Origin of the sequence: Veillonella seminalis, from assembly GCF_003992065.1 — a bacterium.
Lineage (GTDB): Bacteria > Bacillota > Negativicutes > Veillonellales > Veillonellaceae > Veillonella_A > Veillonella_A seminalis.
In genome coordinates this window covers 244,686-266,410 of sequence record NZ_RQUZ01000001.1, presented here as the reverse complement: position 1 = coordinate 266,410, position 21,725 = coordinate 244,686, and the positions used below count along the sequence as shown (strand labels likewise).

Genomic DNA, 21,725 nt, shown 5'->3' with positions numbered 1-21,725 from the left:
AGTGTAGAAATTCAAACGTACTCACCGCTGTTACATTAATGCTTCATCGTAAACGGCTCGTGCGCCGCCGATATATTTAGGGCGCACACGGCCGGCCGTAACATGAGCTTCACCGATGGTTTTAACGGCCAGACGAACCGGTACGGCTACCGGTTTTAAATGCATGCCGATAAGCGTATCACCGATATCAATGGCCGCATCAGCTGCCACCCGTTCTACCACCACAGGCTCTTTGAAATGTTTATACGCCGCCATAGAGGCCGCGCCGCCCGCATGAAGTTGCGGTACGGCATTGCAAATCGGCCAATTATGTGCAACGGCTACGGCTTTTTCCAAAACCAAAGCACGATTCAAATGCTCACAGCATTGTACCGCCAAATTTATCTTTAACGGTTCCAATACGGCTGTAGCCGCCTTTATAATTGTTTCGCCCACTTCCGTTGCTGAATCTGTGCCGATACGTCTGCCACGCACTTCACTGCTGGAGCAGCCTATGACAAATACATTACCGGCTTGCAGTTTAGCGATAGTCACCAGTTCGCTCACCGCTTGGGTCACGGCTTCGCCGATAGCTGCCAACTGCACGTTATCATTCTGTTCGGTTAACCCGTCTGTTACCATTATACCCCTTCTTTCCCGGTTGTTTCTTTCAAAACGTATGCATACGCTCGTTTGTAACCGGTTTCATCCGCTTCAATATAAACACCTTGAAGCTCCGGTGCAAAGCCCGGCAGTTCATTAATGCCTTCTTCAAGTGCCACAAAGTAATCACGGGCCGCTTCTGACCAAAGTTCCCCCGGCTGTACGCATATAACGCCCGGCGGATACGGCAATACCCCTTCCAGAGCCATACGGCCTACGCAATCGGCAATCGGAATCAATTCGCCTTCACCGCGCACAAAGTCGATATTGGCAGCTTGCGGTGTTTTTACATAGGTCGGGAAATGGTCCCTATCAAATAATTGTTGTTGCAACTCGCTCACATGACGCACTTTATAAAAATCATGCATTTCCTGACAGAGCTGACGAATCGTATAACCGCGATAACGGGCAATGTTCTGCGCATACACGCTCGGCAATACATCCTGCAACGGTGCATCCGCTTCAATCAATTGTTCAAAACGCAATAGTTTAGCAATAAGTGCATCCATTTTGGTATACGACTCAGCCGGTGTGAGCAAGAATAAAATTGTATTCAAATCACATTTCTCAGGCACTACCTGATGTTCTCGCAAATAATTTGCCAAGATAGTCGCCGGAATACCGAAATCTTCGTATTCGCCGGTTTCCATATCGATGCCCGACGTTATGAGCTGAAATTTACAAGGATCAATGAAGTATTGCCCCTCGCCGTAACCCTTAAAGGAATGCCATTTGGCTTCCGGTTCAAAGGCAAAATACGACACATCATCAGCCATAACTTCCGTTTCGCCATCTTCCCACGCTTTACCATGTACCATCGGCGGCACGAGCGGTCGCAAATATTTACAATTGCGCAGCACCGTTTTACGGGCTTCAATACCCACCATGACGCAATCACGCCATAAGGCCCTGCCGCCTTCGCCGGCATGGATTTTCGCATTCACATCAAGTGCCGCAAATAGCGGATAGAACGGTGATGTAGATGCATGCATCATAAAAGCGTTGTTAAAACGTTTCTGATTCACATAACGGACTTGGCCGCGAATATGCGAATCTTTTTTGTGAATTTGCGATGTTTGTGAAAAACCCGCCATTTGTTTATGCACGGATTGTGTTACCAAAATGCCCGGATCTTCCGGCCCCAATTCCAAGAGGAGCGGCGAACAATCTTTCATCATCGGAATGAATTGTTCATACCCCACCCAGGCGGAGTCAAACAAGATATAATCACATAAGTGACCGATTTTATCGACCACCTGACGCGCATTATAAATAGTGCCGTCATAGGTGCCAAGCTGAATCACGGCCAAACGAATCGGACGCTGAGCCTTGGCTTTTTCAAGATTGCGCTCCGCAATGCGCTCACGAAGAACGGTTTCATCAAAACAAGCTTCCGGAATACCGCCGATGGAACCGAACGGATTACGGGCCGTTTCGAGATACACCGGAATAGCACCGGCTTGTACCAAAGCACCGTGCGACACGGATTTATGGTTATTGCGATCATAGAGCACAATATCGCCGGGTGCCAACAACGCATTGAGTACCACTTTATTCGATGAGGAAGTACCGTTGAGCACAAAGTAGGTTTTATCTGCATTAAACACTTGTGCCGCATGTTCCTGTGCCTCTAACGCATAGCCTTCATGAATCAACAAATCGCCTAGTTGAACATCGGCATTGCATAAATCACTACGAAAAAGGTGTTCACCGTAATAATCGTAAAAAGCCCGACCGGCCGGATGTTTACGGAAAAATTGACCGCCTTGATGCCCCGGACAATCAAACTGGGAGTTGCCGAGCTCTACATAGCGTCGCAAGGAACGGAAAAACGGCGGTAATGAACGATGCTCATAATTTTGAACAGCCGTTTCAAGACGTCGTATGTAAAATTCACGTTCCGACGGCTCATCGTCTAAAACCGCATAGGCATCACGCAGCACGGCATCCTCCGCTTGCGATACTTGGTTAGGGCTTAAGCCTTCCATCCCGGTTCCCGTGCGGACCACGAATACGGGAATGTCAAAAACTTTAACCGGCGTACTTTTCAATATATCTATTTCACAGTCACAAATAATAACTGCCCCTACATTGGTAAAATCGGTTTGATTCGGCCGAATAACGTCGCGTTTCGTCAATATACCGACCACTGATTCCGCATGTTCTGATACTACTACTTTTAACTCGGTCATATACAACCTCCTTTAACCATTACTCATAATAATTTAACAGGTTCTGCCTGCTACATTTCCATACAGACTTCCTGACTCTATATAAATATAAAAAACTCTTATTATTTATTATACCCTATTTTTCTTCATTCGGTATATTTAATACAATCAATAAATCAACAAAAGAGTCTATAATTGGGCCGATTCCCATTATAATTAACGGCCATAATCCCACCTTTCGCAAAAAACAAAAAAGCCATGTTGCAATATCGGAAACGGTATCACAACACGGCTTAATTTACTTTACTTTAATTCAATTTACTTCAATTTAATTTATTTATTAACCTTCAATTATTCAGCCGGTTCAATCGTGCCTTTGAATTTATCGGCAATGAACTGCTTAATAGCCGGCGAATGGAAAATTTCGGCAATCTTCTTATAAGTCGGATTGTCTTTATCCTGTTCACGAGCCGCTAAGACCATGACTGCCAACGGTTCATTCTTAGGTTCCAAGAAAATCCCCTGTTTAGCTACATCAATGCCTGCACTCATTACATAGTTCATCGGAATGGCTGCTACCGTTACGTCATCAAGACTACGCGGTAATTGAGCCGCTTCAAGCTCTCTGATTTCCAAATGTTTAGGATTTGACACTACATCAGCCGGCGTGGCTTTGAAGCCGACACCGTCTTTTAAGGTAATGAGACCGGCCTTAGCCAACAATGCTAAGCCGCGACCGCCGTTAGTCGGATCGTTCGGAATGGCCACAACGGCACCATCCGGAATCTCATCGACACTTCTTACCTTATTACTGTACAAGCCCATGCGCATCAAGATCGTTTTACCGATTGATACTAAATGAGCGTTATTATTTTTGTTAAAGTTTTCCATGAACGGCACGTGTTGGTAACTGTTAAGATCCAAATCACCTTCTGCCAATGCTTTGTCAGGTGTTACATAGTCTGAAAATTCAACAACCTTAACATTGATGCCTTGTTTAGCTGCTTCTTTTGCAACTGCCTCAACAACTTCCGCATGCGGACCGGCTGTGGCGCCGATACGAATTTCCTTTGAAGAAGAATCAGTACCGCAACCGGCAATGCCGATTGCCAAAATCCCCACCAACACAGGTGCTAACCATTTTTTAAAATTCATTTGTACTACCTCTCTCTCATTTACACTGCCCTAAGGGCCCCACAAAAAAAACTTGATGTGTGCCTCCCGGGTTCTCAATCCGGCCGGCCAAACTCTTTTCACCAAAAATTTTGATACAAAGAATTTCATAAACCCCAACGTCATCAAGCTTATCTATTATCCTATCACATAAACCTGAAATAAAAAAGCCCCACAATAACTAAAAATAATTATTGTGAGGCTTTATTTGATTATACTTCTGATAATTTATATGACCTGCTTACTGCAACTGACGCTGCCACCCATATAAGTAAGTGCCCATATACCTATTTAAGTCGTTGATTCTACAGAACTATTTAATAGCCGTTACGGAACCTTCTTCCATTACACGTTCTTCGCCGGCAGGGCCGCCTGCACCAAGACCGTCTTCATGAACAAATTCTTCGTGAACAACCGGACGTTTATTCATGCCAAGGCCGTAGTAGAAGGCCGTAACGATGGCGATGAATAACCAACCTACCACTAAGGATATACGTGTATCTTCATTCCAAATCATGCCGATGGTAACAAGTGCCAAGAAGCCTAAGCAAAAATAGTTGGAATATGGATACAACGGCGATTTGAACGGGTGCTGATCCATGATTTCTTTGCCCCAACGTTCTCTGAATTTACGCTGTGCCCCGGCCAATACAAACCAGGATACCATAGCAGGGAAAACGCTGGCACTATAAATATATAAGAACAATTTGGAGTCAGGAATTAAATAATTCAACACAACCCCGAATACTAAGGAAAGCATGGATACATAAATGCCGTTACGCGGTACACCCGATTTAGATAATTTTGCAAAAATCTTAGGAGCCTGACCATTTTTAGCCAAGGTATATAACATACGACCGCAGCTATAGATACCGCTGTTACAACCGGATAAAGCAGCTGTTAAAACAACGAAGTTGATAATACCGGCTGCACTGGCAATCCCTACGCGAGAGAATGTAGTAACAAACGGGCTACCTACAAAACCCAATTCATTCCATGGATAAATACAAAGAATAATAAAAATAGCACCAACATAGAAAATCAAGATGCGCCAAACAATGCCTTTTACCGCTTTAACTAAGGTATGACGCGGATTTTGAGCTTCACCGGCTGTAATACCTACCAATTCAACCCCTTGGAAGGCTGCCGCTACCACGCACATGGCTGCCAACATACCACCAAAACCGTGCGGTGCAAAACCGCCGTGTTCCCACAAATTGGAGAACCCGATAGGTACGCCGTCATTGCCGAAGCCGAATAAAATCATCATCGCACCGATAACGAGCATGAATACGATGGTCCCCACTTTAATTAAAGCAAACCAGAATTCAAACTCACCATAGTATTTAACGGAAGCAAGATTGGCCGCTACAATAATTGCCATAGCTACAAAAGCCGATACCCAGTGGGGCAGTTCAGGGAACCAATAACTCATGTAAATCCCTACCGCCGTTACTTCGGCAAGCCCTACCGATATCCACATAAACCAGTAGCACCAAGCAGTTATATAACCGATATATGGGGAAATATAACGATACCCATAGGCCGCAAATGAACCCGGTACCGGTTCTAAATACAACATTTCACCCATAATACGCATAATCAAAAACATTACAACGCCGGATAAAGCATAACACAATAATACGGCCGGACCGGCTGTCTGTATCGTGCTGGCTGAACCCATAAATAAGCCTACCCCAATCGTACCGCCCAGGGCGATCATTTCCACATGACGAGGTTTTAAATTACGCTCTAAGTTTTTTCCCGATTCCATATTTTTACTCCTACTCTATGTTTCTAATCTGTCTCCTCTATATGTGTCATCTCCCTAAAACACTCACCTTTACCTGAGGATTCTCTGACCTATCGCAAAATAGCCGGGAATCCGTTGACCGACAAGGTAGCCAATAAGCTGTTAACATGTTTTTCGTTCATAGTTTCAATTTCTAAGGCTACATGTACATAACCGACTTCAATATCACGCTGACTGCGATCGTGATAAATACTCAAAATATTAGCATTACTGTCAGAGATTATGCTCGTAATCTTAGACAATACATGCGGTTTATCCTGTACCACAACATCAAAATAAGCACGGCGCCATGTTTTTACAAGACCGTTATTAATGATACGGTCGATCATGTTCACGTCGATATTACCGCCGCTGACCAAAGCCACTACGTTTTTGCCTTCAACGCCTTGAATCTTATGATTCATCAAAGCTGCTACCGGACAAGCGCCGGCACCTTCAGCAGCCGTTTTGACACGTTCCAAAAGGAACAAAATAGCTTCCGCAATTTCCGCTTCACTGACGGTAACAATTTCATCTACGTATTTCGACACGATATCAAAAGTCAATGTACCCGGTGTACCTACGGTAATCCCATCGGCCAAGCTTTTTAAAGCCGGTACGGTGGTGATTTCACCGTGAGCCACCGATTCTTTCATGGACGGCATATTCTGTGTCTGCACGCCAACGATACGAATACTTGGTTTCAATTCTTTAGCCGCTACGGCAATGCCGGAGATTAAACCGCCCCCGCCAATTGGCACAACGATAACATCCGTTTCCGGTAATTTTTCAAGAATTTCAAGCCCAATCGTACCTTGACCGGCAATAACCAACGGATCATCAAATGGATGACAGAAGGTAAATCCCTTTTCTTTCTGTAATTGGCAGGCTTTTTCATAACAATCCGCATAAAAGTCGCCTGCTAACACAACGTCAGCACCATAACTTTTAGTGGCGTCGATTTTTGCAATCGGTGCATTGGTCGGCATGCAAATCGTTGCTTTACAACCGTATTCTTTAGCCGCCAAAGCTACGCCTTGCGCATGATTGCCGGCCGACGAAGCTACAATCCCGCGAGCTCGTTCTTCCGGTGTCAAAGACGCTACCTTATTATATGCACCGCGTAATTTGAAAGAACCGGTGCGCTGAAAATTCTCCATTTTCAAATGGACTTCACAGCCGCATTGTTCACTCAAAGAGGTAGAATGCATCATCGAAGTTCGTTGTGCTACCCCTTTCAGATGTTCTTCCGCTTCCCTAATCATTTCCAGTGTTACTAATGCCATGCGTTTAATCCTCCTCATCAAAGAAAACTCTCAGTGATTCTCTCTCAAGCATATAGTGGTACTTAAACTTAGGATATCCCACCATAATTGCACCGGCAACCCTATACCCGTCCGGTAAATTAAGTAACTGTAACAGTGGTTCATAACCTACTTGTGCACAAAATTCTACAAAGCCGGACCAGCAACTTCCCAGGCCTAAGGAAGGTGCCATCAATTCCGCATAAGTAAGAGCGAAATGGCCGTTATCGCGGCCGCGTTCAACCAATTCATCCTTGCTTATCGCCAATACCAATGCAGGGGCTTTATGCAAGATAAAATCACGCCCTGTCCTGTTATAACGCTTTGCGTTATGCGCATAAATTCGCATACGACTATTTTCTTTCCCCAATCCGATCATCCAGTCCATGACAGCGTCACTAATAGCCGTGAGCGTTTCCTTCTTTTGGATTACCCGATACGAAACGCCTTGACTATTGGAACCTGTCGGAGCCATACGAGCCACATTCAACAATCTCGTAATCAACTCTTTGGGAACCGGTGTATCGCGGAATGTACGAATGGATCGACGATACCGTAAAAATTTTTCTACCGTTTCAGGATCAGGCATATGGTAATCACCAACAGGAATTTGTTCGGCACGAGGCGTTACTGTATAATCAATCGCACCTGTAGGACAAACTGCTACGCAATGTCCACAAGAAATACAGCTGCCAAACCCTGCGGCCGGACCGTTCTCTTTCATAACCAATAATCCTGTAGGGCACTCTGCCACACACATGTTACACTTGACACATACATCTGTAAGCACCGAAAAGCTCATTATAAAGCCCTCCATTCGTAATATCACGACTAAATTATACTCCTAAATATCAAATCTGTACATTCTAAACGTACATTCCTATCGCACAAAAGTATTTATAATTTAAAGTTATCTCATATATGCGTTTTTTAGGATAGTTGAATAAATATAGTCTCTGTTAAATTGAATAATTATAGAACCCGCCAATTTGATTAAAATCAGCTTTAACTATATTAATTAAGAATAGCTGCTACTAAATCGAATAAAATTAATTTCAAATAGTAATCAACTTAATAAAAGTCTAATCATATCGAATTTCATCGTATTAATTACACTTTGTAAACGCTAATCTTAAAACATAACCATAGCACGAATCAGGGAAAAATAAAAGGGTTAACTCATCTAATAAACTCCATAATTCAAAATCGGTTTTCTAAAATAAAAGTATTTCTTATTTATCTCTTTTTCGATTTTCGTTCTTTTTCATAACTAATTATACTAAAATCTATCCTTTTATTCATCGCCCCTGCAACAACATGAAATGTATTCTCAACTCTCACCATCTGATGATAAATTTAAGAATTTTTAACTATTTATATTCCGCGAAATCAATTAAAATATAGAGGAAAGGAGTATTTCTATGGACTTAATTACTACTAAAGACTTAGTCTTCAACGATATGATTCACTACCCCGATATAACAATACCTAAAGGCGAAATGACCTTTGTACAAGGTGCCAGCGGTTCCGGCAAAAGTACGCTGTTTCGTCTTTTTAATGCAACCATAAACCCTTCACAAGGAACGATTTATTACGATAATGTAGATATTGCTACGATGGATACTTTGGAACTGCGTCGCAAAATTTTGCTGGTTAATCAGCAAGTCTATCTGTTTGACGGCACCATTGCCGATAATTTCAAAAAATATCACAGCTATCGGGAAACAACTCCACCCGACGAAGAGGCTATGAAACAGTTTCTCTATATTGCAGCCGCACCGTTTGAACCCTCACAATCCGTAGAACGCCTGTCCGGCGGTGAACGGCAACGTGTTTTTAACGCTATCATGCTGTCACTCGATGCAGAAGTGTATATGTGGGATGAACCCAGCGCCGCCCTTGATACACCGACGGCTGTCATCTTCTTCACGCGTATGAAACAATATATGACGGAACATGGCAAAACAGCCCTCGTCATCTCCCATGATGACTCGCTGTACCCACAGTTCAGCGATGCTTTAATTGAGCTTAAAAGTCTTCACGAGGTATAGTATCCAAAAGATTGGAGTTCTTTTATTATGACAGAATCTATTTCCATGCAACTGGGCGGTTTCTTATCCATCTATTTATTGCTCCTGGTAATCGCCGGAATTTTTACCTATTGTAAAATCCCGCAAACAAAATTTCTCTTGCTGGGCACTTTGCAAATGACGGTGCAATTAATCATCGCCGGTTATGTACTGCTCTATATTTTTCAAAACCCGTCACCGATCTTCGTCTTAACTTATCTGACACTCATGGTCGGCTTTGCGGTCTATCGTACGATTCATAAGAATCCGTGGCTTAACAGCAAATTTAAGTGTATTACGGCTTTATCTGTTATCGGCACCTGTGTGAGCATCACGAGCTTTATGTTACTCGTTGTTATCCGTAAAGATATTTTGACGCCGCAATATGTTATCCCAATCAGCGGTATGCTCGTCAGTGCTACTATGAATGGTGCCACTTTGGCCTTGAAGTCGTTCAAGGAGAATCTGGACTCGCACAAACAACAAATTGAGGTACTCTTAAATATCGGCACACCACCTGCCAAGATAATCCATCCTTTTGTTGTGCAATCTTTAGAAACGGCCTTCTTACCGACCATGAACTCGATGGTCGGCATGGGTATTATCGCCCTTCCCGGCATGATGACCGGTCAGATCTTAGCCGGCGCCATGCCAAATGAAGCGGTGCTGTATCAGATTACCATCATGGTAGCCAACTGTACCACCGTTTGTTTATCGTCGTTCTGCTTGCTCTACTTTGGGGCACGCACTTTATGGAATGAACGCAATCAGTTATAACTAAATACTTCGGGATATCATAAGTAAAAAAAGAGGGTATTGCTCTCGGACTCCGGGTTCTTACGAACAAAGTCGTCTACGAGCAATACCCTTCTTCTTTTTTTGCGTTACGCCGTTCCCTCAGTACATTAGTCATGGCTGAGTTGCTGGGGGAATGCGCCGAACTCTGAGTGCATACGAGCAATACTTCTTATTTTGCCGTTAGAGCATCATCTCTAAAATTATATTGTGTAATGTTCCACTTATTTGTCTCGACATATTCTTTTTGATAGAAATCTTTTATATGTTTTTGTGCTTCTTCTTTTAACGAGGAAATATCACCATCTTTTACACGATGTAACACAATATTTCCACTTACTAGTGTATCATTTTTACTATCATAGGTATATTCAAGACCATTTTTATCTACGTATAATACGTCATCACGTTCCGTCATAGATAAGGCTTCAGTTTTAGGTGTCACATCAGTTAATTTAAATGTAATTACGATATTAGGTAATACTCCATTAATATCAGGGCCTGTAGGATAACCTGAGAGATAGAAACTCCAATACGGATTTCGTGGTACATAACTGGCTTGATTTAAGAATTCGCCCTTTTCATGCTTATACTGATAATCTTTACTGTCTATTGTATATGTATGTTCCGTCTTTTTCTCAATGGTGACTACATAAATCGTATCACTGTTATACTCATAGTTTACCTTATCCCCTTGTGGTGTTTGCAAATAGCCCCAGGTGCCCGAGAAGTCTTGTGAACTACCCAAACCGCCACAACCGGTGAGCACAAACATAAGAGCTACCGCTAACGCCATCAGCATATAGGTTACCAATCGTTTCGTTTTCATAGCAAGACCTCCCTATACCGTGGTTTGACGGCGACGATAGAACACATAACCAACCCCTGCCAAAATAACAAGAACAAGTGCGCCACCAATAAAGAGGCCCATATTGCCACCCTTCTTAAATTGGAAGTAAATCGGATCCCCGGCCGCGTAAATAACCGTATCATCATCTTTCAATATACCCTTACCGATACTTTCCTTGATGATTTTGCCATCTACTTCAATCGTAGTAGCTCCGGATGCTTTGCCTAAATTAAAAGTATACACATCAGGATCGTCACCGTACGGATAAATAACGTTTATTTTGGCATCAGAAGTGCGTCCGAATACTGCCGCGCTCATCCGGGCCAATTCGTCTTTATTGGCAAATTTAGCTTCTAATTTCCAAGTCTGAGCCTGTATAGTCGCACTATCGCCTTTTAACTCTTTACCATCAGGACCTATAGGTTCAAGCTCCACTTTGTTTATGTCGATAGGCATCTGCCCGTTCGAGTTCTTTGTGACTGCACTTAGCAAATCTCCTTTACTGATAGGTACCGGTAATTGAATCGTTGCCTTCCATTCCCCACTGAAATCCGATTTCACCTCAATCTCCGAAGTTACCTGTGCACAGCCTGCCAACACGAGCATGAGCAGGGCAAAACATAAAAACACTAACCGCTTCATACGCTCCACTCCTTACTGATTAATAGATAAAATTTATTTCCCATAAATGCACAATTGTGCATTTATAAAACTTACTCTCATTATATCAGTTATTCTGTATCCTTTGTAGCAGAATTCCCATTTGTGTTTTTCATATAATATATTTGGATATAGGCGGTTTTCATTCACATTGGCATTGTTTCACCGGAACAGTACCGCATCAAGGTATCGAGCTTACGAATTCTTATTTGTTTCCGAGCTGTATCGATAACACCTTCTTCTCTCAAGCGACCGATATGGCGCGTCAAATTGACACGACTCATGCCCACTAACTCGGACAATTCTTCCTGTGACAAAAAGAGTGCATTTTCACCAACTTCGGTCTGCGCGTTATGAATCAACAGGATGGCATTACATACCTTAACAAATCCCGAATTATATTCCTGATGGGCTGTTTCAAAAAGAAGCAAATTAATATAGCGGGCATACGAATTTAACAGATACCGATTAAGCTTCGGGTATTCTTCGAGCAATCGGCCAAATTCCTCCCGTGAAAACCGCCACACCTTCATAGGGGTAATAGCCTCGGTCACCAGTGTTTGTTCAATTTTAAAGTCCAGCTCGTGAAAACCGGGGAAAATTGTGCCCATGCCATGATAGGAAATAATCTTACGGCGCCCCGTTTCATGGACCAAATAGGTTTTGGCCAAGCCCCCATCTATATAGTTAATAGACTGAACAAATTCGTCCGGTTGCCATAAGTATTCACCGGGCTTCAATTTTATTTCTTTATGCGACTGAGCCTCAAATAAGGTCCTCAAGTCGACAAAGTCATTCGTAAAAATATAACGTGGTATTAACATATTCTTACCTCAAAGAGACGCAAAACCAAACATCACGACAGCTACTATTACTGTTATTATAGCATTTTTCAAGGAGGTCTTTCACACCATGAACGCACAAACTAATCCAACTAAAACTACAACTCCCGGCAAAACGCTGCAACTCGTGTATCCGCAATGGCAGGGCGGAGCCAATCCGGACTATCAAATTGGAGCTCGCGTACTGGATGCACTGCTCCCTACGTCTCCATCGATGGAGAAAGTCCATGTGCCGATGGCTGATGAATTAACCACGGCCAAAGCTTATGAAGCACAAACAAATAAAGCAATTTTCGCTGAAGATATCCTTTTAACTCAGCAAGCGGCCGCTCGTGAAATTTTAAAAACCAAGCAACCTCGCAGAATCATTACTATCGGTGGGGATTGCTCCATTTCACAGGTTCCTTTTGATTATTTACATGAGCAGTATCCGGACAATGCGGCCATCCTTTGGATTGATGCTCATCCCGACATCATGACCCCAAAGGACTTTGACCACGAACATGCCATGGTGTTAGGTAATTTATTGGGTCACGGTGCCCCTAGCTTTGCCAAAACCGTGAAAGCGCCATTTAAACCAAACCAAGTTCTTTATGTAGGTTTGATTGAATCCGGCCTTTTACCACATGAAAAAAGTTTCATTACTGAGCATTCGCTTTCGTATTTAACACCACAGGATTTAACATCCGCTCAGCCTGTTACTCAATGGCTCAAAGATAACAACATTGAGCATGTAATGGTACATTTGGATTTAGATGTTCTCAGTTCGGCTGATTTCCGGAGCCTTCTCTGCAATAAGCCACATCAAGGCCCGGTAGAATACGCTGTTGGTGAAATGAACTTGGCAAACATAGTTCAAATTCTTCAAGCAGTCGACGACATGGCTGAAATCGTAGGCCTATCTATTGCCGAGTACCTGCCGTGGGATATTATTAATCTCCGCAACGGATTAAGTAAACTGGACATTTTTAAATAAAATTATGAGTCTTGCAACCAAAGCGTCAATATTTTGCCAAACAACTTAAGCCTCTGATTTACATAAAAAACCTCGACAGATTTCTCTGCCGAGGTTTTTATTTTAGTATCTTATAGCTTTTTGTTTTATAAACTGAAGTTACAATTACTGAACAGTTTCCGTTTTATTGCTTACCGGACGATCAATAGTGGAAGTATCGTTAAATGCTTCCTGATCGAAGGTGCCCATAAGTTTATCTACCACAATCGCATTTGTCATAGAACCGCTTACGTTAAGCATCGTACGACCCATATCGATAATTGGGTCGATTGCCAATACAGGGGAAATGGAGCTGAAGAACGCACCAAGACCGGTACCTGACAAGGATACGGAAGCAGCCATAGTAGCTGTACCCGGCACACCGGCAATACCGATGGAACCCAAGGCAATTACGATAACACTCATGATGTACATAGTCATATCAAGTGGTACACCGGCAACATTCGCAATGTATACGATACATAAAGCCGGGAATACACCCGCACAACCCTGCATACCGGCGGTAGTACCGAAGCTACCTACAGTGTTGGCAGTCGCTGCGTTAACACCTAAACGTTTAGTCAAGGTATCTACCGTTAACGGTAACACGCCCATACTGGAGCGGGATGTGAAAGCCAAGAACAACGGAGCTCTTGCTTTACGGAAATACATGATTGGGCTTACGCCGAAGATTGTTAAAAGTACAGCCTGTACAATTAACATAATCACTACGCCTACGTAGATCAATACGATGAAAAGACCCATGTCGGCAATAGCCTGGAAGCCTTTTTGAGCCAACGTTGTTGCCAACAAGCCCAATACGCCGTAAGGCATAAGGCCGATGATGAAATCTGCCACCCAAGAAATAATGAGGTGAAGTTCATCAAACAATTTAGTAACCAATTCAAGGTTGTCGGTACCGGTTTGTTTAATCAAACGGGCAATACCACCCAAGATAACACCGAATACTACAACGGCGATAACGTTAGTTTCCGCCATAGCGCTAATCGGGTTATTCGGAATCAAGGCACGCAAGGTATCAACCACAGGTTTTACTTCACGCATCTTGGCAGGGGCACCGCCGGCGGCAATACCTTCACCCAAGTGAGTTACGGAACCAAGCACAAGGCCTACCACAGCAGCAATTGCTACCATTACCAAGGCTACGAAAGCAGTAGAGCTGACTAATTTTTTCAAATCAGCACCGCGTTCCATGTGCAAAATAACATGAATAATGGAAATAAATACCAATGGAATAACGAGCATACGGATTAAATCGATAAACCCGCCACCGATCAAGGAGAACCATTTAGTACTTTCCTTAATGTACACAACTTTCATAGGGTCGTCCGGGAACTGTGCAATAAACTGCACTACGAAGCCTAAAACAGCACCCAATAAGGTACCGATGATAACAAGGTTACCAAAGGCTGTTTGACGGCGTTGCAAGTAGTAAACGAACGCAAGCATCGCTACAAACAAGATTAGAATACCGATAGTAATCGGATTGCTAACCATTAAAAACTCTTGGAAAAATGGAATATCCACTTTTTTCCCTCCTTACTTATTCAATTGTGAATGTGACGTTGGTATTATATCACAACATTTTTTAAATTCCTACTGTTTTAATATAATTATTTTTTAAAAATATTTCGATATCTGAATTTGTAGGGTTACAGGTGATTGACTTTCGCACTATAAAAGGGCCAAAGCTCATTCACCCATATTCCCTTATCAGCATATTCACTGAACTCCCTATTTTGTAAAAGATTTTGACGAATATGCCCTTATAAAAAAGTCCGACGACATAGTGCACAAGTTGTGCTTACGGCGTCGGACATTTCCTTACCTAGTCAACGAGAATAAACGTTACATTGATAGGACCATGAACCCCTACTACACGAACCAATTCGATATCGGCTGTGTTGGAAGGACCAGAAATATGAACCACATTAGATGGGAATCCTGCAGGATTTTCTTTATACACTTTAGTGAGAGCTCGCATGGACTGTGTCATACGAGGCACAATGTCAGCTGTGCGGATAACCGCAATGTGACAAAGTGGCAACAAACCGATAGAACGGCCGCTGGCTTCAAAGCTAGATTGGATAACAGTTGCTGTTTCGGCAATCCCCATGATTGGGAAGGTAATACCGATTTCAGCTACTTTAGCCTGATCGATATTGGCTTCACGACCGGCTGACGGATTCCATTGATAGAATGTAATATCCGGTTTATCAACCTTAGCAAATTCTTCTCTCAACTGGAATTTCTGAGCTTCTTCACAGCACGGATAAATTACTTTACCGCCGCCACGAGATTCAATTTCATTAATGATTGTTTCGACTACATGCGCTTCATCAGTAGTTACAAATTTAGTACCTACTTTTTCACATTCCACTTTGAACATTTCTACAACTTGTTCATGGGAAAGGTCGGAGTACATATTCTCTTGAGGTCCTTTTTCATAAGGATATGGTGCTACGAAAGTAGGAATCTCTTTACGCCCCAACGCATGAGAAACACGGCTAAAAAATGCTTTACGTTTTACTTCATCCATTGTCTTGTCTCCTTACTTACGTTTTTTAGTAGCTTCATATTCAGCATATACATCGCGGAATTTCTTGAGTTTCATCGTACCCATGTCTTTCGCTTTCATCCAGCCGCCAACTACCGGCAATAATTTAGTCCAATCGGCTAAGTTACCGTTCTTACTCATAAGTTTCATGCCGATGGCACCTAACTTAGTACCATAGTCAAAGAGGAAGGAATTACTGAATACAGTAGCCACGGTTTTGAAAATAGCTTCTTCAGCTGCCGGACGAAGATGAGCTTTGTCGGCAATGTTAACGCGATGTTTCAAAAGTAATTCGTGGAGTGGAATCTTAACCGGACAATGTTCCCAACATTCACCGCATAATGTGGATGCGTAAGGTAAGTCGCCCGCTTTTTCATAACCAACCAACAATGGAGTCAATACCGCACCCATTGGACCCGGATAGATGGAGCCGTATGCATGGCCGGTGATCTGACGATATACCGGACAGATATTCATACAAGCACCGCAACGGATACAACGAAGCATGGAGTTGAATTCGCCGCCTAAAATATTGGAACGACCATTGTCGATAATAACGATATGAAGTTCTTCAGGACCGTCTGCTTCACCAGGTTTAGCAGGACCTGTAATCATGGAGTAGTAGTTGGAAATCTTGGCACCTACGGAGGAGCGAATCAAGAGTTCCATCATAATATCAAGACCGGCAAAGTCAGGTACAAGACGTTCCATACCCATGAGACAAATCATAGTCTTAGGCATGGAGCTACTCATACGACCGTTACCTTCATTGGATACGATAGTAATAGTACCGGTTTCGGCTACACCGAAGTTACAACCGGTAAAACCGATATCGGCGCGCAAGAAACGATCACGAATACGTTTACGTACGAAACGAGTCATTTCTTCCGGATCTTCCGTACCTTCATAACCGAGTTTTTCGTGGAACGTGTCACGAATACGTTCACGAGCAAAGTGCAAGGCAGGTACTACGATATGAGATGGCGGGTTCCAGTCAGCTGTCTGCAAAATGAATTCGGCCAAGTCAGTTTCGTTAACTTCTACGCCGTTATTCATCAATACTTCGTTAAGGCTGATTTCTTCGGACACCATAGTTTTGCCTTTTACGACCATTTTGGCGTTTTTGGCACGAACTACTTCCATTACATATTCATTTGCTTCTTTAGCGTCACGGGCAAAGTGCACTTTAGCACCGGCTTTTTCGGCGTTTTCAGCAAATTGATTCAAATAATAATCCAAGTTGCTCAATACATGATCGCGAAGTTCAGCCGCTTCATCACGGAATTCTTCCCATTCAGGCACTTGATCAACCAATGCTTTACGTTTTGCATAGAATACATCTTGCGCTTTTTGGATGGCCTTTACCTTAAAGTCATTGGCAAGAACATCCTCAACACGTTTTTTAAACGGACGTTCATCGTATAAAATAGCCATGTTCAGTTCCTCCTAACGACTAGCGTGAATTCAATAATTCCGCAATGTGCATTACCTTGATACGACGATCGATTTCGCCGTCTTTATAAAGACGATCAAGCATACCTTCAATATTCATGAGACAAGCTTGGTCACCGCCGGCTACTACATTAGCACCGGAATTGTAAATATTCATTGCTTTTTCGCGAGTCATAACAGCGGAGATTTCAGGCATTTTAACAGTAAACGTACCGCCGAAACCACAGCAACCTTCCGCACGATTCATTGGTAAATATTCGAGACCTTTAACATTTTCCAATAATTTCATAGGTGGTTCTTTGATACCCATTAAACGCGTTACGTGACAAGATTTGTGGTACGTAACTTTGTCGTTAAATGTAGCTCCTACATCAGTTACGCCCAATACATTCACGATAAAATCGGTGAATTCATAGATGCGTTCACTGACTTTGGCGGCACGAGCCATCCATTCGGGCTCATCTGCCAAAATATGACGATATTCGTCACGAATGGCAAAGGCACAAGAACCGGACATGCTCACGATGTACTCAGCGTTTTCAAAGACTTCAATCGTATTCTTGATTGCGCCTTTAGCCGCGTCGTTATAACCGGAGTTCGCAAACATCTGTCCGCAGCATACCTGTTTCTTAGGCACGGTAATATCGCAGCCTAATCGTTCTAATACCTGTACGCCGGCCATCCCCACGTGGGGATAAAACATGTCAATCAAACATTGTGAAAATAAATGAATTTTCATTTCCTCACATCCTCAACTTTCCTACGTACTTACACTTACTTGATTACCCACACTTGCGCATACTTCCCATTCTTTTCAAGATTAAACGGTCTACACTGTATAATCGCACGGAAATCATCACTAATATTATATAGAATAAAAAATGCCTTGTCCAAAGAATTGCGATATTGGCAAAAGCCCTATCTCATATGCGTTTTAAGAATGCTTGAAATAGGATTTAGCAAAATATTTGTACAGAGAACGTAATTATTTGAATAGTAACTGTTGTTCGCTTCAAACCGCTTCTTTATCCCTTTAAAGCTCCTCTTATTCGTGATATAATCAAAGTATTAAGGGTATTATTTTTATTATTCGTAAACTCAATAATAAAGTATGTACATTATCAAGATGTTTTTCTCAAATTTTTAATAACCTGAAATAGAAAGGGGTTTCATTTATGACATCACGTTCTTTACGCTTAGCCGTTTTAGTAGCTACGCTTTTAACAACAACTACGTACACCGGTCTGGCCGCTGACGCAGACAGCACGGCAACAACTGCGGTAACAACCACAGCCACCGCTGCCGATACGGTACAGACCAAAGAATTAACCGCCGCCGACAAAGAAAAAGCGCAATTAGTTGAATCTATGAATGAAAAAGCCGCTAAAGCCGCTGCCGCAGAAGAAGCCAAAGGCTTCCAGGATGTAAAAAATCACTGGGCCGCCGTACCAATTAACGTTATGCTTGAAGACGGCATTTTATCCGGTAACGGTCAAGGTGAATTCAAACCGGACGATGCTTTAAAAACAGCTGATGCTGCTGCCCTTTATGATAAACTGATTGCCCATGACAAAGCACAGCAGGCAGCCAAAGACGCCAAATCTTCGCAAAACAAGAAAAACGCCAAAATCACGGTGGTTAAAGATGTAACCGGTGAAGAATTATTGGCTCCGTTCAAAAATCAGGAAACCTTGACTCGTGAAGAATTCGCCCAAACAGCCGCTGAATATTTAGCTTATAAAGACGAACTTACCGTAGCCTCCATTAAGAGCAAAACCAAAGCTAAAGAATACAAACCGAATGTAGTGGTAGCTCCGGATCAAGTAAGCTTCCCTGACGAAAGCAAAATTGACAGCGAATATAAATCGTCCGTAACTACCTTAGCCAGCCGCGGCATCATCGCTTCCGGCGGGGACAGCAACTTCTTCCGTCCGACCGAAGATATTACCCGTGCCGAAGCGGTAGCCATGTTATTCCGTATTGAAAAAGGCATGATGGTGAGTCCTGCGGCCGACAGCAAAAACACTGACACAAAATCAAGCACAGCCACTTCCGACAGCAGTGCCGCTCTTCCTGATTCCAAAGGTCAAAACACTACAACCGGCAATGTAACCGCTAAACAGACCCGCGATTGGGAAGCCCAATCTGACCTTGAAAACAAAGTTTTCAAAAAATTAAACACACTTTATAAAACTCCGGGGAACTTCCAGAACTACGGTGTCATGTACTGGCAAAATGATGTATTGCATGTAGCCTTCAAGAGCGATGACGACCTTGCTAAATTTGAAGATATTTTAGCCAAAGACGCTAAAAATAAAGCCGCTGATGAAGCCCTGAACAACCGCATCCATTTGGAAACAACGCAGTACAGCCAGGCCGAATACGATCGTATTGAAAACAACTTCCGTACGTTCTATGCTCAAAAACAACCGGCCGGCACTATCTTGGGTGCTTATCCGAGCGTAGCTCATAATCAGCTGATTGTCCGCATCGACAAAGGCTTCGATTATATGAATGATTCCATCCGCAATGCATTTGGCAACAAAGTTCATGTATTCTTGGTAACAACGGACAATGCCAATGCAACAACGGATACTTCTAAAAATTAATCGAAGGAGTCTTCAAACATGTTTGCAACACCTTTTACGCGCCGAGATTATCTCTACTTGGCGGCTATCGGAATTTGGCTCCTATTCGCCTACGGGCTCTTCGCCTGGAACTTTCCGATAACCGACACGGTAGAATCCAATTATGCCTTAAGTGCCGTCAATATGCTGCAACATCAAAGCTATCTGTCTCCCATGATTTACGATCAGTATTGGTATGACAAACCGATTTTCACATACTGGCTCTTAATGGCATCCTTTAACCTGTTCGGCATTTCGGATTTTACGGCTCGTCTGCCGTTCATCCTTTGTGCCGCCTTCAATGGGATGTTTATCTATTACGGCATGCGCCTTGTAGCCAAACGTCGCGATTTAGCCCTATGGTGTGCCATCATGTTGGGCACGTCCTTAGAATTTTGGTATATCAGCCATGCCATTTTGACAGACGGTTATTTATTCCTATTTACCCAGGGAATTCTCTTCTTCGCCTATCTGGGCCTGCGCGGTTGGCAGACGACGCGTCATATGATGCTCGCCTATGCCTTCGCCGGCCTGGCCGTATTAACCAAGGGACCGGTGGGAATCGTTCTGCCGGGTCTCATTCTCATCGCTTATGTGGCTCTGTTTCAGCGGGATGTCGCTACCTGGAAACGCTTATTTCACCCGTTTGGCCTCTTGGTGTTTGCCATCGTTGCCTTGCCTTGGTACATCTTAATGTACAGCTATCACGGCATGGCCTTTATCGAAGGTTTCTTAGGACTCCACAATGTAGTACGCGCTACCGTGCCGGAACATCCCGATCATAACTGGTGGTTCCTGTACTTTGTGCTTTGGCCCGTATCTCTATTGCCATGGACCGGCTTAACGATTTACGAACTCATCTACGGAGAACGCAGTCCTTGGTTTAAATACTTGCTCACTTGGGGACTTGGGGTTTTCATCTTTTATAACCTCATGGCTACCAAATATTTGACATATACATTCTTGTGTATCATCCCGTTCATTATCTTAACGGCGCAGGGCTATATTCGTTTAAAAGATTCACTTCTGAAAAATATTAACCCTCGCCAAGTAAAAGTAATCGCACTGCCGCCGGAAAGTGATTTCTGCTGGCTCAAACAACACACCCGTTCCTATAGTAATAATTTGCTGATTCTGCTACCGGCTGTTTTCTTGGTAATCATAGCGGCTGTCGGCTTATGGTTTGGCGGCAAAACACAGCCTGATGTTAATCTTGCAAACTTAATGGTTACCTTAATCATCGGCGGTGTAATGAGCCTCTTGCCGCTCTTATATGGTCTCATCCGACCGCATATATGTCGAAGTGCTAAGATGGTCGCCTTAAGCATCAGTGTACTTTATGTATTATTGCTGTGTGTATTGCCGCCTATCGCGGACGATGCATCGACAGCTAAATTGGCTGACACATTAACATTACGGCCGACTACACAGGTATATTACTATCGCGATTACCGCACGTCGCTCGTCTATTACAACGGTCATCCGGTGACACAAATCATACCTGATCCCGACAAAGAAACAATTTGGGATAAAGGCAAAAACGTTATGCCCGTTGCCTCTGAAGCTGAGGCCGTTAAGGCTGTTCAAGGCAAGACCGATTTCATCATCTTGGTACCGCTGAAATACAAGGCGGATTTTCTGAAAACACCGCTCAATCAGCAGGTCAAAGAAGCTTATCAGGTCGAAAATGTTATTGTATTCAAGCCGAAGGCTCAATAAACACACTAAGTTTAGTTGCGATTATACTTTTAGATCATTATAATAAAATCATATTTT

The 21,725-nt window shown here is 43.1% G+C and carries 18 protein-coding genes; 5 read left to right on the top strand and 13 right to left on the bottom strand.

Annotated features, from left to right (window positions below; genetic code table 11):
* Positions 1-30: 30 nt before the first annotated feature.
* The 6 genes from EO126_RS01180 to EO126_RS01155 form a co-directional block, all read right to left on the bottom strand.
* On the bottom strand, positions 31-621 hold the full coding sequence (locus tag EO126_RS01180) for a TIGR01440 family protein (RefSeq protein ID WP_192496398.1): 591 nt from the start codon (positions 619-621) through the stop codon (positions 31-33).
* Positions 621-2,834: an ornithine decarboxylase gene (gene speC, locus EO126_RS01175; protein ID WP_127007079.1), complete on the bottom strand. Its 2,214-nt coding sequence runs from the start codon at positions 2,832-2,834 to the stop codon at positions 621-623. Before speC ends, EO126_RS01180 begins: the two co-directional genes overlap by 1 nt.
* A gap of 330 nt (positions 2,835-3,164) precedes the next feature.
* Positions 3,165-3,968 (bottom strand): MetQ/NlpA family ABC transporter substrate-binding protein, encoded by an 804-nt coding sequence (locus EO126_RS01170; protein WP_006555596.1) that lies wholly within the window; start codon positions 3,966-3,968, stop codon positions 3,165-3,167.
* 331 nt (positions 3,969-4,299) lie between these two features.
* Positions 4,300-5,760 carry an amino acid permease gene (locus EO126_RS01165; RefSeq protein WP_006555595.1) on the bottom strand — a complete coding sequence of 487 codons (1,461 nt, stop codon included), beginning with the start codon at positions 5,758-5,760 and terminating at the stop codon, positions 4,300-4,302.
* Between the two features lie 89 nt (positions 5,761-5,849).
* Entirely contained in the window at positions 5,850-7,064 is a 1,215-nt protein-coding gene (ilvA, locus tag EO126_RS01160) for a threonine ammonia-lyase (RefSeq protein WP_127007077.1), read from the bottom strand.
* A gap of 4 nt (positions 7,065-7,068) precedes the next feature.
* Positions 7,069-7,884: a nitroreductase family protein gene (locus EO126_RS01155; RefSeq protein ID WP_127007075.1), complete on the bottom strand. Its 816-nt coding sequence runs from the start codon at positions 7,882-7,884 to the stop codon at positions 7,069-7,071.
* 619 nt (positions 7,885-8,503) lie between these two features.
* Here EO126_RS01155 and EO126_RS01150 point away from each other — a divergent pair.
* Both EO126_RS01150 and EO126_RS01145 read left to right on the top strand, forming a co-directional pair.
* Entirely contained in the window at positions 8,504-9,133 is a 630-nt protein-coding gene (locus EO126_RS01150; protein WP_006555592.1) for an ABC transporter ATP-binding protein, read from the top strand.
* 27 nt (positions 9,134-9,160) lie between these two features.
* Positions 9,161-9,928: an ABC transporter permease gene (locus EO126_RS01145; protein ID WP_127007073.1), complete on the top strand. Its 768-nt coding sequence runs from the start codon at positions 9,161-9,163 to the stop codon at positions 9,926-9,928.
* A 190-nt stretch (positions 9,929-10,118) separates the two neighbouring features.
* Here EO126_RS01145 and EO126_RS01140 read toward each other — a convergent pair whose 3' ends face one another.
* The 3 genes from EO126_RS01140 to EO126_RS01130 form a co-directional block, all read right to left on the bottom strand.
* Positions 10,119-10,775: a hypothetical protein gene (locus tag EO126_RS01140; protein WP_127007071.1), complete on the bottom strand. Its 657-nt coding sequence runs from the start codon at positions 10,773-10,775 to the stop codon at positions 10,119-10,121.
* Between the two features lie 12 nt (positions 10,776-10,787).
* Complete coding sequence (locus tag EO126_RS01135; RefSeq protein ID WP_127007069.1) at positions 10,788-11,438, bottom strand: hypothetical protein; 651 nt, start codon at positions 11,436-11,438, stop codon at positions 10,788-10,790.
* Between the two features lie 164 nt (positions 11,439-11,602).
* A complete protein-coding gene (locus EO126_RS01130; RefSeq protein ID WP_127007068.1) occupies positions 11,603-12,280 on the bottom strand; it encodes a Crp/Fnr family transcriptional regulator in 678 nt (225 codons plus the stop codon).
* An 88-nt stretch (positions 12,281-12,368) separates the two neighbouring features.
* Between EO126_RS01130 and EO126_RS01125 the strand changes: the two genes are divergently transcribed.
* A complete protein-coding gene (locus EO126_RS01125) occupies positions 12,369-13,274 on the top strand; it encodes an arginase family protein (protein ID WP_127007066.1) in 906 nt (301 codons plus the stop codon).
* A gap of 144 nt (positions 13,275-13,418) precedes the next feature.
* On the opposite strand, the gene EO126_RS01120 is transcribed toward EO126_RS01125, so the two are convergent.
* The 4 genes from EO126_RS01120 to EO126_RS01105 form a co-directional block, all read right to left on the bottom strand.
* Positions 13,419-14,840 (bottom strand): cation:dicarboxylate symporter family transporter, encoded by a 1,422-nt coding sequence (locus EO126_RS01120; RefSeq protein WP_006555586.1) that lies wholly within the window; start codon positions 14,838-14,840, stop codon positions 13,419-13,421.
* Between the two features lie 301 nt (positions 14,841-15,141).
* Positions 15,142-15,852: a LutC/YkgG family protein gene (locus tag EO126_RS01115; RefSeq protein WP_006555585.1), complete on the bottom strand. Its 711-nt coding sequence runs from the start codon at positions 15,850-15,852 to the stop codon at positions 15,142-15,144.
* Between the two features lie 12 nt (positions 15,853-15,864).
* Positions 15,865-17,304 carry a LutB/LldF family L-lactate oxidation iron-sulfur protein gene (locus EO126_RS01110; RefSeq protein ID WP_006555584.1) on the bottom strand — a complete coding sequence of 480 codons (1,440 nt, stop codon included), beginning with the start codon at positions 17,302-17,304 and terminating at the stop codon, positions 15,865-15,867.
* A 19-nt stretch (positions 17,305-17,323) separates the two neighbouring features.
* The gene (locus EO126_RS01105) at positions 17,324-18,061 is read right to left on the bottom strand and encodes a (Fe-S)-binding protein (protein ID WP_006555583.1); all 738 of its coding nucleotides are present in this window, start codon (positions 18,059-18,061) and stop codon (positions 17,324-17,326) included.
* Positions 18,062-18,497: 436 nt separating this feature from the next.
* Here EO126_RS01105 and EO126_RS01100 point away from each other — a divergent pair, with 436 nt between their 5' ends.
* Together EO126_RS01100 and EO126_RS01095 are read left to right on the top strand one after the other, a co-directional pair.
* Complete coding sequence (locus EO126_RS01100; RefSeq protein WP_006555582.1) at positions 18,498-19,931, top strand: S-layer homology domain-containing protein; 1,434 nt, start codon at positions 18,498-18,500, stop codon at positions 19,929-19,931.
* Positions 19,932-19,949: 18 nt separating this feature from the next.
* The gene (locus tag EO126_RS01095) at positions 19,950-21,668 is read left to right on the top strand and encodes an ArnT family glycosyltransferase (protein WP_006555581.1); all 1,719 of its coding nucleotides are present in this window, start codon (positions 19,950-19,952) and stop codon (positions 21,666-21,668) included.
* Positions 21,669-21,725: the final 57 nt, after the last annotated feature.